Origin of the sequence: Streptomyces sp. NPDC048196 (assembly GCF_040652715.1) — a bacterium.
Lineage (GTDB): Bacteria > Actinomycetota > Actinomycetes > Streptomycetales > Streptomycetaceae > Streptomyces > Streptomyces siderophoricus.
Map to the genome: position 1 here is coordinate 314,986 of NZ_JBEZMM010000001.1, position 12,773 is coordinate 327,758.

Sequence of the window (12,773 nt, forward strand, 5' to 3'; positions counted from 1 at the left end):
CAACTCCCCTGCAGCGGCCCACAATCTAAGCGACATCGGATGACAAGAGTGGCTTCGGGACACAATCGCAACCCAATTCACAGTCCGGGACGCCCTGACCACTTCTACGATGACCGGCACACCCAGAGGGGGGCATACGTGGAAGACTCGTTCGACGGACGGCGCGTGCTGGTCGTCTCGACCAACTACGCACCCGAGCACACCGGAATAGGGCCGTACTCGACGCAAGTGGCCGAGCACCTCGCCGCGTCCGGGGCCGACACCCATGTCCTCGCGGGCCTGCCGCACTACCCGTCCTGGCGGGTGGCGGAGGGCTACCGCGGCCGCTGGCGGATGCGGGAGCACCGCGGCGGGGTGACCGTGCACCGCCGGCGGCACACCGTACCGGCCCGGCAGACCGCCGCCCGGCGGGCGCTGTTCGAGGCGAGCATCCTGGCGCACGGCGTGCTGGCACCGCCGCCGGTCCGGCCCGATGTGGTGCTCACCCAGATGCCCACCCTGGCCGGGGGAGTGCTGGGCGGCCGGCTGGCGCGGCGGGCCGGGGTGCCGCATGTCGTGGTCGTCCAGGACCTGATGGGCGCGGCCGCCGAGCAGAGCGGCATCCAGGGCGGGGGCCGGGCCGCGGCCCTGGCCGGAGCCGTCGAGGCCCGGGTCCTGCGCGGCGCCGCCGTCGTCGGGGTGGTGCACGAGTCGTTCGTCGCCCGGGTCACGGCGATGGGCGTGCCCCGCGAACGGATCCACGTGGTGCCCAACTGGACGCACGTGACGGGCCCGCGCGGCGACCGCGAGCGGACCCGGGCCCGGCTGGGCTGGGCGGCCGACGAGACCGTGCTGCTGCACGCCGGCAACATGGGCCTGAAACAAGGGCTGGAGGTGCTGGTCGAGGCGGCCCGGCTCGCCGACCGCGAAGCAGCCCCGGTACGGATCGTGCTCATGGGGGACGGCAACCAGCGCGCCGACCTGCAACGGCTGGGCGCCGGCGTCCGCGCGTTGACCTTCCTCCCGCCGGCCGACGCCGAGGAGTTCCCCGAGGTGCTCGCGGCCGCCGATGTGCTCGCCGTGACGCAGAAGGCGTCCGTGCTCGACATGAGCCTGCCGTCCAAGCTGACCTCGTACTTCATGGCCGGCCGGCCGGTGATCGCCTCGGTGGCGGCCGAAGGCGGTACGGCTCAGGAGGTCCTCCGCTCGGGCGCCGGGACGGTCATCGCTCCGGAGGACCCCAAGGCGCTGCTGGCCGAGGTCCGCGCGCTCGCCGAGGACCCCGTACGGGCCGCCGGGCTGGGCGCCCGCGGTCCCCGCTACGCCGAGGAACGGCTCAGCAGCCGGGCCGGACTGGCGCGGATCACCGCCCTGCTGCGGCTGGCCATGGCCGGCCGGGCCGGCGGCCGTTAGGCCCCGGTCCGTGCGGTACCGGCGGCGGGGCCGGAGCCCCGCCGCCACCCGGCTCATCCGCCTCCCGAGAGGGACCGGTAGTGCTCCTCCAGCCGGTCGGCCACCGCGGCGAGCGAGAACTCCTCGTCCAGCGCCGCCCAGCCGGCCCGCACCACCCGATGCCGCAATTCCTCGTCCTCCAGCAGCCGCAGCACCGCATCGGCCAGCTGCTCCGGCGAACCGTCGGTCACCAGGGCCGCGCCGCGGCGCCGGAGCGCACCGGCGATCCCGCAGCGGTCCGTGCAGACCACCGGCGTGCCGACGGCCAGGGCCTCCAGCACGCTCATCGGGAAGGGCTCCTCGACGCTCGGCAGCACATACACCGCGGCCCGCGCGGTCCGCTCCACCGCGGTCCCGTGGTCCAGCGCCCCGCCGTACGTCACCACCTCGCCGAGCCCCTCGTCGGCGATCAGCCGCCGGACGGCACCGAGCCGTCCCTCGTCCGCGCCGTACACGGGGAACATCACGTCGGGGCGCTTGCGGTGCACCAGCGCCGCCATCCGCACGAACGCCTCGGGCCGCTTACGGGCCTGCAGCCGCGCCAGGAACAGCACCTCGGCCGGCAACCTCACCACCGCCTCGTTCGCCCCCTGCCGCACCCCGTTGTGCAGCCGGACCAGCCGCGGCCCGCGCGGCCCGCGCGGCCCCAGCACCCGCCGCAGCCCGGCCTCCTCCTCGTCCGTGAGCACCAGCGCCGCGGCCGCCCGGCGCAGCAGCGGCACATAGACCCGGTCGAAGAGCCGGGCGACGGCCGACGACCGCGGCTGGACCATGCCGTGCGTCTGCACCACGAACGGCCGGCGGCGCAGTACGGCGACGGCCAGCGCGGCCAGCGACACCAGATCGCGGCCGGCGTGCAGATGCAGGGCGCCGGCCCGGCCCGCGGCCCGCCACAGCAGCGGCAGCAGCCCCGGGTGGAACAGGCCGAGGAACCCCTGTCCCGGGACGAGCGTGCGTGCGGGGCGGGCCCGCAGCGGCACCCCGTCCACGGTGCGCGGCGGGCCGCCCCGGCCGCGCCACAGCGCGATCAGCTCGACCTCGTGCCCGCGCGCGGCCAGTTCGGCCAGCTGCCCGGTGGCCACGCTCACCGGCCCGCCGTACGCGCCGTCGTCGCTGATCAGGGTCACCACATGGCTGATCCTCACCGGGCACCCCCGGTCGTGTGCACGGCCCCCGCGGGCACGTCCCGGTGGGCGACCGCGCCCGCGCCGACCACCGCGCCCGCACCGACGGTGACCCCGCGCAGCACCATGGCGCGGGCGGCCACCCACGCGCCGGGCTCCAGACGGATCGGTCCATTGTCGAACTCGAAGGTGGGCGACCGGCGTTGATGGCTCCCGGTGCACAGCACGGCGCCCTGGGACACACAGACGTCATGGCCGATCGTGATCGGCTCCAGCGTGATCAGCCAGGCGTCCTCGCCCACCCAGACGTCGTCGCCGATGGTGAGCTTCCACGGCCACTGCACCCGGACCCGGTGCCGGATCAGCACCCGGTCACCGACCCGCGCGCCGAACGCGCGCAGCACCCCGGGGCGCAGCCGCGGCGGGAACCACCACTTCACGAAGAACAGGTTGAGCACGGCGAACCAGAGGGCCTGGGTCAGCAGGCCGCGGCCCTTGTCGTAGCCGGCGCCGGTGAAGCCGCGCAGCCGGCGGGCGGTGACGGACGTGGTCATCGGTCCACCCGCACCCGGTGGCCGGAGAGTTCGTCCTCCAGCTGCCGTATGTCGGACTCGACCATGATCCGCGCCAGCTCGTCGTACTGCACCTTCGGCGACCAGTCCAGCAGCCGCTTCGCCTTGGACGGATCGCCGATCAGCGCGTCCACCTCACTGGGCCGCTCGTACTTCGGGTCGAACCGGACGCTGCGCTCCCAGTCCAGCCCCACGCAGTCGAACGCGGCGTGCAGGAAGTCGCGTACGGTCGCGGCCACCCCGGTCGCCACCACGTAGTCGTCGGGCTCGTCCCGCTGGAGCATCAGCCACATCGCCTCCACGTACTCGGGCGCATAACCCCAGTCGCGGACGGCGTCGAGATTGCCGAGATACAGGTGCTGCTGCAGACCCGCCTGGATGCGGGCCACCGCGCGGGTGATCTTCCGGGTGACGAAGGTCTCGCCGCGCCGCGGGCTCTCGTGGTTGAAGAGGATCCCGTTGACCCCGAACAGCCCATACGCCTCGCGGTAGTTGACGGTGGACCAGTAGGCCATCACCTTGGCGCAGCCGTAGGGGCTGCGGGGGTGGAAGGGCGTCGTCTCGTTCTGCGGCGGCGGGGTGGCGCCGAACATCTCCGAGGACGACGCCTGGTACAGCCGGGTCTGCACGCCGCTGGCACGGATGGCTTCCAGCAGCCGCAGCGCACCCAGCCCCGTGACGTCGCCGGTGTACAGCGGGGCGTCGAAGGAGACCCGGACATGGGACTGCGCGCCGAGGTTGTAGACCTCGTCCGGCTGCAGGTCGCGCAGCAGGTTCACCAGCGCGACCCCATCGGACAGGTCGACATGGTGCAGCAGCAGCCGGCGCCCCGGGGTGTGCGGGTCCTGGTAGATGTGGTCTATGCGCTCGGTGTTGAAGCTCGACGAGCGTCTCATCAGCCCGTGCACTTCATAGCCCTTGCTCAACAGCAATTCCGCGAGATACGAACCGTCCTGGCCGGTGATGCCGGTGATCACTGCGGTTTTGGTCATGGCTTCCCCCCACGAGAAACGTTGTTATTTCCTGAAATGGCCGGTGGATGTAACGGTTCCACTGCCACAATCCGGACCATGGATGACTTGCTGCCCCCGCCCGCCCGGGTCTTCGTCGCCGGCCACCGGGGCCTGGTCGGCTCCGCCGTGGCCCGGCGGCTGTCCGCGCAGGGTTACGACGTACTGACCCGTCCCCGCACCGCACTCGACCTGCGCGATGCCGCCGCCACCGCGGACTGGCTGCGCACCGCCCGGCCCGACGCCGTCGTCCTGGCTGCCGCCAAGGTCGGCGGAATCATGGCCAACAGCACCCAGCCGGTGCAGTTCCTGGAGGACAATCTGAGCATCCAGCTCAGCGTCATCGCCGGCGCCCACCAGGCAGGCGTGCGCCGGCTGCTGTTCCTCGGGTCGAGCTGTATCTACCCCAAGCACGCCCCCCAGCCCATCACCGAGGACGCCCTGCTCAGCGGGCCGCTGGAGCCCACCAACGAGGCGTATGCGATAGCCAAGATCGCCGGCCTGGTCCAGATCCGCTCCTACCGACGGCAGTACGGCGCCTCCTTCATCTCCGCCATGCCGACCAATCTCTACGGCCCCGGCGACAACTTCGATCTGGAGACCTCGCACGTCCTGCCCGCACTGATCCGCCGCTTCCACGAGGCGAAGGAACAGGACCGGCCCGAGGTCACCCTCTGGGGCACCGGCACCCCACGGCGCGAATTCCTGCACGTCGACGACCTCGCCGCGGCCTGCGAGCTGCTGCTGCGCCGCCACGACGGCGAGGACCCGGTCAACGTCGGCTGCGGTGAGGACCTCACCATCGCCGAACTCGCCTCCTGCGTCGCCTCCGTCGTGGGCTATGCGGGACGGATCGCCTTCGACCCGTCCCACCCCGACGGCACCCCGCGCAAGCTCCTCGACATCAGCACGATGCGCGCCCTGGGCTGGTCGCCGACCGTCCCGCTCGCGGACGGCATCGCCGCGACCTACGCAGCCTGGCGGTCGCAGCCGGCCCCGGCGTGAGAGGGCCGGGCCCCGGGTGTGCGCACGGCGGCCGCTCCCACGAGCGTCCGCACCGGCCGCACACCCGGGCCGGCCGACCCGCTCAGTACGCACCGCGGCCGTCCAGCACTGCCCGGACCGTACGGGCCAGCACGCCGATGTCCCGGCCGTAGGACCAGTTGTCCACGTAACTCAGGTCCAGCCGCACGGTCTCGTCCCAGGAGAGATCGGACCGCCCGCTGACCTGCCACAGGCCGGTCAGCCCCGGCTTGACCGACAGCCGGCGCAGCTCCGTCCCGTCGTACCGCTCGACCTCCTCGGGCAGCGGTGGCCGCGGCCCCACCAGGGACATATGGCCCGCAAGGACGTTGAAGAGCTGGGGCAGTTCGTCCAGCGAGAGCCGGCGCAGCACCCGGCCCACCCGGGTCACCCGGGGATCTCGCCGGATCTTGAACATCGCCCCGTCGTGCTCGTTCGCCGACTCCAGCGCGGCCCGCATCCGGTCGGCGGTGGCGACCATGGTGCGGAACTTCCACATCCGGAAGGGCCGCAGATCGCGGCCCACCCGTATCTGCCAGTAGAAGACCGGGCCGGCGGAGGTGAGCCGGATCGCCGCCGCCACCATGGCGAACAGCGGGGCGAGCAGCACCAGCAACAGCAGCGCCCCCACCCGGTCCGTGGTCTGCTTCAGCAGTACCGGCAGCCCCCGTCGTGCCGCCGGGTCTATGTGCATCACCGTCAGTCCGGCGGCCTTCGCCAGCCGGACCCGGTGCCGGGACACGTCGATCAGCCCCGGAAGTATGGCCAGATCCCGTCCCTCGTCGTGCAGCGCCCAGGCCAGCCGGCGCACCCGCTCGGCGGACATCCGGCGGCCGGGCGCCACGAAGACCAGATCGGCGTCGAGTTCGGCCGCACACCGCAGCACGGTCTCGCCGTCCTGCGTGCCGTCCGGCCCGTCCCCGTCGAAGGTCAGCCGGGCCGGTACCGGCAGCGCCGAGTCCGTGTCCTCCTCGCCGACCAGGCAGCCACCGACGACCACGTACTCGTGATCGGTACGGTGTGCCATCTCTTCCAACACCAGGTCGACGGCGCCCGGTTCCCCGACGAGCAGCACCCGGCGCAGCGCCTGTGCCCGCCGGCGTACACGCTGCAGATAGCGGTGCACGAGCTTGCGCCGCAGCACGGCCAGCGCCAGCCCCGGCACCAGCGCGAGCACACAGATCTCGGTGGAGACGTCGATCCGCGCCACGACGCAGGTGACGGCCAGCACGCCCAGGACGGTCAGCCAGTCCCGCAGGATCGGCAGCACCGCACCGCTGCCGCCCAACTCATCTTTGGAGTAACGATTCTTTGCCGCTCCCACGGCCAGCCAGGCGGCGCCGGCGAGCGCCGCGACGAGCAGCGGCTGCGGTTGCCGGGTCGCGGCGCAGACGGCCCCCATCGGCACCAGCGCACCGAGGAGATCGGCGGCCAACGCCACCTGTAAGAGCCGCTGTTCGGTGGATCGGTGCCTGCTTTCCTCGCGCTGTTGCGATGTGCGTTCCAGCTTGGCTGTCCCGGCGGATGACGCGATCACCCGTGATCCGGCAGCTTCGAACAACCCCATGACCCCCCACTTGGTCGTCCCCTCACGTCCGGTGCGGTCGGACCCCCCGGTACTCGACCGCCTCCGTGTCGGAGGTGAACGCTAGAGCACGGTGCGTCCGACTGCTGAGGTTTACCTATTTTGAGTGTTCTTGTGCCTCGTTGTTTACAAGCGCGTGCAGGCATGCTCCACTTCGGGGCCTTCCAGAAGCAAGAGACACAGAAGCCCCGGGGATGTGATCCAGCCCCGGGGCTCACGTGCCTATCGCGTCAGGTGCTCAGTGTCAGTGCCGGTGGCACACCAGGTGTGTCCGGTGCCAGGTCCGGGTCCAGTAGCCGGGGTGGCGGTGCCCGCGCCGGTCCTGCCAGGCCGGGTGCCAGACCCGGACCCAGCGGCCGTGGACCACGCGACAGTGGCCCCGGTCGACGTGCCTGGACGCCGTGTGGTCGTCGTGCTGCGGCGTCGTGGCCGAGGCGGAACCCACCGAGAAGAGGGCCATGCCCCCGGTGAGGGCAACGGTGGCGGCGCCCAGTGCGAAGGCGCGCTTGAATCCGTCAATCATGAGGATCATGCCTTTCTGCATTGCCATGCTGCGAGATGCCCCGGCTCTGGCCGGGCAGCAAGGAGAATGCACCCGCGGGACGGCGCGTGCCCGGTCAACACCGAGGGCTTTACCGAATGCAGACATAAGGCAAATGAGGCGGATAATCCGACTTATGTGACGAGGGGTGTGAGGCGTTACTGAAGCCCCGTCTGTGACTTGCTGAAGAGCACGCCCTCGGAATAGAAGAACACCGCGTTGCTGCTGCCGTCGGCGCCGTAACACGTCCAGGTCACGGGGTAGTTGTCGGCGGGCTCGGTCTTGTTCTCCTGCTGGCAGGTACTCGCGTAACGGAGCAGGGTCCGCACACTGCTGCCCGCCTTGATCGCGTTGAATTCGGCGAGGGTCAGCGGGTCACTGGCGATGGCGATGCCTTCGTAGGCGCCGGCGGCCACGAGCAGGCCGAGGGTGCAGAGGCCGGCTATCGCGCTCTTCTTCACGGGTGGGATCGTCCTTGTGCGGCGGTGGCGACGGGAGGTGTGTGCAAGGAGCGTAGCCGTCCGGCCCGATTCCCGGCACCGGGGCGGCGAGCTGCATCACAACCGGTGTCCTCCGGGGCCCGGGCGCCGTAACGTGGGCGGGTCCATCGAGAATGCTGGCGATAATCCGCACAACGCGGGTAGACGCAGGGGTGTCACGAAGATCGGCCCGGTTCGGAGGAGGGGGGAAACGGTGACCCAGGCAGCGTCCCACATACCGGCCACGGCCGCGCAGGCACGCGATCGCGTCAACGACCTCTTGAAGGCCCACCCTGGCCCCGTGGAGGCGATGAAGCTCACGGATGCCTTGCTGATCACGTCCGAGCTGGTCACCAACGCCCAGCGGCACACGGACGGCTTGATCGCCTTCACCGCGCGCATCACGAGTAACCGCCTCACCCTCCTCGTCGAGGACGCCAGCCCGCACCACCCCGTGCTGGCCTCCCGCCACGAGCCGGGGGACATCGGCGGCTACGGCTGGCCCATGGTGCGCCAACTCGCCACCTCCGTCAGCATCGTTCCCACGGCCCGCGGCGGTAAGGCCATCACTGTCACGCTTGACCTGATGTGAATCGATATGCCCTGACGTGCTCCGCTCCGGGGTGACGTGGCCTGGTATGGAAAGGGCCCGGGCCTCGTGTGGAAAGGGCCCGGGCCGCTGTCAGGCCCGTCCGGACTGCGGAATGCGTTCCAGCAGCCCGCGCAGATCGTCCGCGTGCTCCTCCTCCTGCGCCAGCAGGTCCTCGAACACCCGCCGGGTGGTCGGATCGCCGTCGCCCAGCCACTGCGCGATCTCGGTGTACGCGGCGATGGCCACCCGTTCGGCCACCAGGTCCTCCTTGATCATCTCCAGCAGGTCGGCGCTCGCGTCATAGCCCGCGTGCGCCCGCTGGGTCAGCGTGTCCGGGTGAAAGTCGGGCTCCCCGCCGAGCTGCACGATGCGCCGGGCAATCTTGTCGGCGTGCTGCTGTTCCTCCGCGGCATGTTCCAGGAACTCCGCCGCGACCGGCTCCGAATAGAGCCCGGAAGCCGTGTAGTAATGCCTCTTGTACCGCAGCGTGCACACGATTTCGGTGGCCAGTGCCTCGTTCAGCACCTGCAGCACGCGTTCCAGATCGGCGCCGTAGGCATCGGTCACCGGACCCTTTTCGATTTCCTGGCGGGCGCGGGCGCGGATGGTTTCGATGTCGGTAAGGAAATCAGCCATGACTTTTCTCCCTTTCCATTGATCGACTTTCGTTGATCGTATTCCGCTGGTCTCCCACTTCGGGTGAGGGGACGCGTCCGGTTTCGCCTGTGCCGTTGTCCGGTCTAGACGTGCCAGCTCACCGTCCCGGTGGCCATCGACACGACGACCAGCAGCACCAGATCGGCCACGCCGAAGGCCAGTCCCAGCCAGGCCCGCAGCCGGCGGATCGTCCCGCGGCGGAGCGCTAAGAAGCCGAAGACCAGCGCGCACGGGCCGAAGAAGACGTTGAAGATCAGCGTCCCGATCAGCCCGCAGACGAACGAGGTCACGGCCATGCGGTCGGCCTGCGGATGCGGGCCGGTCTTCAACGGGAGCCAGGTGGACGTCATCGGTGCGCCCCCTTCGACGAGGTCGTCGCCTTACGGCGCTCGCGGACGAAGAACACCGTCAGCCACGCCGCGATCGCGATCCCGGCGACGACCGTGACGGCCGCGGGGACATGGCCTGCGGTCCCCAGCAGCACGCCGAAGAGGAAGACTGCTACGACCAGAAAGAGCATGGTGTGCCTGTGCCTTTCCCTAGGGGGCCGGCGGACGCGCAGCGCGTTTGCCGGCACCGACGGGCACCGGCCGCTCCATTGCGGCGGCTTGCACGAACGCTGGTACCCGGGGATCGCCGGAAAAATCAGCTCGGCGCGGCGCAGATCGCCGCCTTCCCGGCCGCTCCGGGGACCCCGGAAGCCATTTCACCCCCACCCCTTACCGACTTCCTTCCCGCCCTTGTCCGAGCCGCCCGGACGGCCTGTCACGGCGTCCGCCCACATCGCCGGAACGGGGTCCCGGACGGCACCGGACCTACGATCGCCGGACGGAATGAGCACCGAAAAGCGGACGGGAACGGGGAGGGCGAATGAGGCAGGAAAGGAAGGAAGGGAAGGGCCGGAAGGGCAGGGAGGAAGGGGCGAACGGCGGCGGGAGCCCTGAGGACAGGACCGGCCCGATCGACCGTCACATCCGCAGCGTCGACGATGTACTCCGGCTCCTGGACGGGTTGCTCGCGCCGGAGACCGACCGCTGGACGGCCGGTGCGGCCTCCTGGTGGGACGGCTTCTACGCCGACCGTTCCAGGCCGGTGCCGTTCTTCGTGGCGAAGCCCGACGAGAACCTGGTCTCCTACCTCGACCGCGGCCTGGTCGCTCCCGGGCGCGCGCTCGACCTGGGGTGCGGGCCGGGCCGCAACGCCCTCCACCTCGCCGCCCGGAACTTCCGGGTGGACGCCGTGGACCTCTCCCCGGCGGCGGTCGCCTGGGCCGAGGACCGCGCCCGGGAGGCCGGGGCCGACATCACCTTCCACTGCGGCGACGCCTTCACCCTCGTCGGCTCCGACGACGGTGCCCCGCTCCACGGCCCGTACGACCTGATCCACGACTCCGGCTGCTTCCACCATCTGCCGCCGCACCGCCGCGTCAGCTACCTCGCCCTGCTGGACCGCGCGTTGGCCCCCGGTGGCCATCTCGCCCTGACCTGCTTCGCGCCGGGCGAGGAGCGGGGCGGTTCCGAGCTCGGTGACGCCGACCTCTACCGCCGGTCCACCGGTCTGCACGGCGGCCTCGCCTACACCCCCGAGTCCCTGCGCCGGATCTTCGCCGACCTGACGGTGGTGGAACTCCGCCGCATGCACGACGAGCCGCCCAGCTCCCCGCACTTCGGCGAGCCCTTCCTCTGGACCGCACTGCTACGGCGCGACACGCGACCGCAACGGTCGTGACGGGGGAAGACCTCTAGCAGAGGCTGAGGATGGCCTCGGCGGTGAATTCCGGTGCCTCACGGGGCGGGAAGTGGCCTACGCCGCCCAGGACTTGACGGGTGTAGCCGTCGGCGAACAGCTGCTGCTTGCCGGCGGTGGTGCCCAGGAGGTTGTCGGCGTCCTCCGCGCCGTGCAGCACGATCGTCGGCACCTGGATCGGGGCCGGGGCGGCGAGGCGTTCCTCGACGGTGTCGTACGCGGGGTCGCCGGGGGCCTCGCCCCAGCGGTGGAGGTAGGCGTGCACGGTCACGTCCGCCCAGTCCTCGTTGTCCCACGCCGCGGCCGTCTCGTCGAACTCCTCCTGCGAGAAGTCCCAGCCGGGGGACCAGGCCGTCCACAGGTAGTGGCAGAAGGCGCGCCGGTCCTGCACCATGGCCCGCCGGCCGCGGCCGGTGGCGACGAACCACTCGTACCAGTACGCCTGCGCAAGCGCGTAGGGGAGCGGTGCGTCCGGGCGGTGGGTCGCGTATCCGGCCGACAGCGCCGCGATGGCGCGTACCCGCTCCGGCCAGAGCGCGCCGACCACGTACGCGGCGCGGGCGCCCCAGTCGTGCCCGGCCAGGACGACGTCGCCGAGGTCCAGTGCGTCGAGGAATTCGCCGAGGTCGCTGCCGAGCGCCGCGATCTGCCCGCTGCGCGGCCGGGCCGGATCGCGGAAGCGGGTCGGGCCGAACCCCCTCAGATACGGGCGGTAGACGCGGCATCCGGCGGTGTGCAGGGCGGGCAGTACGCCGTCCCAGCAGTGGATGTCGTCCGGCCAGCCGTGCACCGCCACGACCGGGCGCCCGGTTTCGGGGCCGCTGACGGCGTAGGCCGTGTCCAGCGTGGGTGTGCGTACGGTCCTGACCTCCAGCTCGGCCCCGGCGCCGTTCGCCGCCGCCGTCCCGGTCTCGCGTTCCGTCACCGATGGGCCTTCCGCAGAGTCGAGTCGCCGGTCGTGGGGGCGCGCCCCCTGCGACTGTGCCAAGCGGCCCGGCTCCCGCCCGTCATCGACACGCGCGGGCACGGCGGTGGCCCGGCGGAGGGGGAATCCGCCGGGCCACCGCCTCACACTCTGCGGGCTCTGCCCACCTCGCCGCCGGTGTCGCCGCCGAAGCGGCCGTGCGACGCGGTCATCGCTCCATGGCGTCCCGGGCCTTGTGCCCGGCCTGACGCAGATCGCCCTTGGCCCGTTCCGCGCGGCCCTCCGCCGTCAGCCGCTCGTTGCCCACGGCGCGGCCGACGGTTTCCTTCACGGCGCCCTTGATCTGCTCGGTCTTCGCAGAGGTCTTCTTGCCGGCAGTCATGGTCGTGCTCCCTTGCTGTCGAGCCGTTCCTTGACGAAGAGCCGTTTGCCCGGGACGCCCCGGTGCAAACGCAAGAATCGATCCGCCCGAACGGGGCACATGTCCGTGGTCCTTCCACTACGGAAGACGCCCGACGGAGGGAGACGACACCACCGATGAGCGACCACCGCGAGTTCGCACCCGACCACGAGCGCCACCACGACCAGGAGCGCCGCCACGAGTACGAGCAGTGGCAGGCCCGCACGGTCCGGTGCCCCGAGGACGTACCGGTGACCACACCGCTGTCCTGGATGGCGGAGAAGCACTTCGCCCACGGGGAGCGGTTGGCCGACCGCCGGCTGCCCGCCGCGTACCGGGGGCCCGATGAGCGGGGCGATGCGGGGGACGCGCTGGCGCAGCTCGCGCTCGGCGTCCGGATCGCCCGCGCCGTCGAGCAATACCGTGCGGAGACCGTGCACGAGGCGCTGCAACTGGGCGCCACCTGGAGGCAGATCGCCACTGCCCTCGACCTCGGCACCGACGAGGCGCGCGACATCCTGCGCAGCCACGCGGACGGTCAGCTGCGGCTGTACGAGAGCGAGGACAGCGGAGGAGCCGGGCTGCTCGGCATGAGCCCCGAGCAGCACCGGGCCGCCAGGGCCCTCACCGCGCTGGGCGACGACGAACCCGGCACCGCCCCCGCGGAGGCGGTCATCCGGTGACCCTC

At 71.4% G+C, this 12,773-nt stretch carries 16 protein-coding genes; 5 read left to right on the forward strand and 11 right to left on the reverse strand.

The window, feature by feature from the left end:
* The first annotated feature begins 138 nt into the window (after window positions 1-138).
* Window positions 139-1,392, forward strand: coding sequence for a glycosyltransferase (locus tag AB0E02_RS01545; protein ID WP_362134752.1), 1,254 nt, complete (start codon window positions 139-141; stop codon window positions 1,390-1,392).
* 53 nt (window positions 1,393-1,445) lie between these two features.
* On the opposite strand, the gene AB0E02_RS01550 is transcribed toward AB0E02_RS01545, so the two are convergent.
* From AB0E02_RS01550 to gmd, 3 genes are read right to left on the reverse strand one after another with little or no spacing between them, the layout of a single operon-like run.
* On the reverse strand, window positions 1,446-2,558 hold the full coding sequence (locus tag AB0E02_RS01550) for a glycosyltransferase (RefSeq protein WP_362134754.1): 1,113 nt from the start codon (window positions 2,556-2,558) through the stop codon (window positions 1,446-1,448).
* Window positions 2,559-2,572: 14 nt separating this feature from the next.
* A complete protein-coding gene (locus AB0E02_RS01555) occupies window positions 2,573-3,109 on the reverse strand; it encodes a DapH/DapD/GlmU-related protein (protein ID WP_362134756.1) in 537 nt (178 codons plus the stop codon).
* Window positions 3,106-4,119: a GDP-mannose 4,6-dehydratase gene (gmd, locus tag AB0E02_RS01560; protein WP_030796147.1), complete on the reverse strand. Its 1,014-nt coding sequence runs from the start codon at window positions 4,117-4,119 to the stop codon at window positions 3,106-3,108. Before gmd ends, AB0E02_RS01555 begins: the two co-directional genes overlap by 4 nt.
* 78 nt (window positions 4,120-4,197) lie before the next feature.
* On the opposite strand from gmd, the gene AB0E02_RS01565 reads away from it, so the two are divergent.
* The gene (locus tag AB0E02_RS01565; protein WP_362134758.1) at window positions 4,198-5,142 is read left to right on the forward strand and encodes a GDP-L-fucose synthase; all 945 of its coding nucleotides are present in this window, start codon (window positions 4,198-4,200) and stop codon (window positions 5,140-5,142) included.
* An 82-nt stretch (window positions 5,143-5,224) separates the two neighbouring features.
* Here the strand turns inward: AB0E02_RS01565 and AB0E02_RS01570 are convergent, their stop codons facing one another.
* The 3 genes from AB0E02_RS01570 to AB0E02_RS01580 all read right to left on the reverse strand — a co-directional run bounded on the left by AB0E02_RS01570 (window position 5,225) and on the right by AB0E02_RS01580 (window position 7,747).
* Complete coding sequence (locus AB0E02_RS01570) at window positions 5,225-6,562, reverse strand: sugar transferase (RefSeq protein ID WP_362135538.1); 1,338 nt, start codon at window positions 6,560-6,562, stop codon at window positions 5,225-5,227.
* A 427-nt stretch (window positions 6,563-6,989) separates the two neighbouring features.
* Window positions 6,990-7,268, reverse strand: a complete 279-nt coding sequence (locus tag AB0E02_RS01575) for a hypothetical protein (protein WP_362134760.1) — start codon at window positions 7,266-7,268, stop codon at window positions 6,990-6,992.
* A gap of 176 nt (window positions 7,269-7,444) precedes the next feature.
* A complete protein-coding gene (locus tag AB0E02_RS01580) occupies window positions 7,445-7,747 on the reverse strand; it encodes a hypothetical protein (RefSeq protein WP_362134762.1) in 303 nt (100 codons plus the stop codon).
* Window positions 7,748-7,979: 232 nt separating this feature from the next.
* Here AB0E02_RS01580 and AB0E02_RS01585 point away from each other — a divergent pair, with 232 nt between their 5' ends.
* On the forward strand, window positions 7,980-8,357 hold the full coding sequence (locus AB0E02_RS01585) for an ATP-binding protein (protein ID WP_362134764.1): 378 nt from the start codon (window positions 7,980-7,982) through the stop codon (window positions 8,355-8,357).
* Between the two features lie 90 nt (window positions 8,358-8,447).
* On the opposite strand, the gene AB0E02_RS01590 is transcribed toward AB0E02_RS01585, so the two are convergent.
* From AB0E02_RS01590 to AB0E02_RS01600, 3 genes are all read right to left on the reverse strand, one after another.
* Entirely contained in the window at window positions 8,448-8,993 is a 546-nt protein-coding gene (locus tag AB0E02_RS01590; protein WP_362134766.1) for a ferritin-like domain-containing protein, read from the reverse strand.
* A gap of 104 nt (window positions 8,994-9,097) precedes the next feature.
* The gene (locus AB0E02_RS01595) at window positions 9,098-9,364 is read right to left on the reverse strand and encodes a DUF4190 domain-containing protein (RefSeq protein WP_362134768.1); all 267 of its coding nucleotides are present in this window, start codon (window positions 9,362-9,364) and stop codon (window positions 9,098-9,100) included.
* Entirely contained in the window at window positions 9,361-9,534 is a 174-nt protein-coding gene (locus tag AB0E02_RS01600) for a hypothetical protein (RefSeq protein ID WP_362134770.1), read from the reverse strand. The genes AB0E02_RS01595 and AB0E02_RS01600 overlap by 4 nt, the downstream gene beginning before the upstream one ends.
* A 440-nt stretch (window positions 9,535-9,974) precedes the next feature.
* On the opposite strand from AB0E02_RS01600, the gene AB0E02_RS01605 reads away from it, so the two are divergent.
* On the forward strand, window positions 9,975-10,742 hold the full coding sequence (locus AB0E02_RS01605; protein WP_362135540.1) for a class I SAM-dependent methyltransferase: 768 nt from the start codon (window positions 9,975-9,977) through the stop codon (window positions 10,740-10,742).
* Between the two features lie 13 nt (window positions 10,743-10,755).
* Here the strand turns inward: AB0E02_RS01605 and AB0E02_RS01610 are convergent, their stop codons facing one another.
* Together AB0E02_RS01610 and AB0E02_RS01615 are read right to left on the reverse strand one after the other, a co-directional pair.
* The gene (locus AB0E02_RS01610; RefSeq protein WP_362134772.1) at window positions 10,756-11,685 is read right to left on the reverse strand and encodes an alpha/beta hydrolase; all 930 of its coding nucleotides are present in this window, start codon (window positions 11,683-11,685) and stop codon (window positions 10,756-10,758) included.
* 208 nt (window positions 11,686-11,893) lie between these two features.
* The gene (locus AB0E02_RS01615; RefSeq protein ID WP_362134774.1) at window positions 11,894-12,067 is read right to left on the reverse strand and encodes a CsbD family protein; all 174 of its coding nucleotides are present in this window, start codon (window positions 12,065-12,067) and stop codon (window positions 11,894-11,896) included.
* A 155-nt stretch (window positions 12,068-12,222) separates the two neighbouring features.
* Between AB0E02_RS01615 and AB0E02_RS01620 the strand changes: the two genes are divergently transcribed.
* A complete protein-coding gene (locus tag AB0E02_RS01620) occupies window positions 12,223-12,768 on the forward strand; it encodes a hypothetical protein (RefSeq protein WP_362134776.1) in 546 nt (181 codons plus the stop codon).
* Window positions 12,769-12,773: the final 5 nt, after the last annotated feature.

Coding starts and splice junctions, on each gene's coding strand:
- AB0E02_RS01555 (WP_362134756.1), bottom strand. CDS start 3,109: ATGACCACGTCCGTCACCGCCCGCCGGCTGCGCGGCTTCACCGGCGCC.
- gmd (WP_030796147.1), bottom strand. CDS start 4,119: ATGACCAAAACCGCAGTGATCACCGGCATCACCGGCCAGGACGGTTCG.
- AB0E02_RS01565 (WP_362134758.1), top strand. CDS start 4,198: ATGGATGACTTGCTGCCCCCGCCCGCCCGGGTCTTCGTCGCCGGCCAC.
- AB0E02_RS01570 (WP_362135538.1), bottom strand. CDS start 6,562: ATGGGGGCCGTCTGCGCCGCGACCCGGCAACCGCAGCCGCTGCTCGTC.
- AB0E02_RS01575 (WP_362134760.1), bottom strand. CDS start 7,268: ATGATTGACGGATTCAAGCGCGCCTTCGCACTGGGCGCCGCCACCGTT.
- AB0E02_RS01590 (WP_362134766.1), bottom strand. CDS start 8,993: ATGGCTGATTTCCTTACCGACATCGAAACCATCCGCGCCCGCGCCCGC.
- AB0E02_RS01595 (WP_362134768.1), bottom strand. CDS start 9,364: ATGACGTCCACCTGGCTCCCGTTGAAGACCGGCCCGCATCCGCAGGCC.
- AB0E02_RS01600 (WP_362134770.1), bottom strand. CDS start 9,534: ATGCTCTTTCTGGTCGTAGCAGTCTTCCTCTTCGGCGTGCTGCTGGGG.
- AB0E02_RS01615 (WP_362134774.1), bottom strand. CDS start 12,067: ATGACTGCCGGCAAGAAGACCTCTGCGAAGACCGAGCAGATCAAGGGC.
- AB0E02_RS01620 (WP_362134776.1), top strand. CDS start 12,223: ATGAGCGACCACCGCGAGTTCGCACCCGACCACGAGCGCCACCACGAC.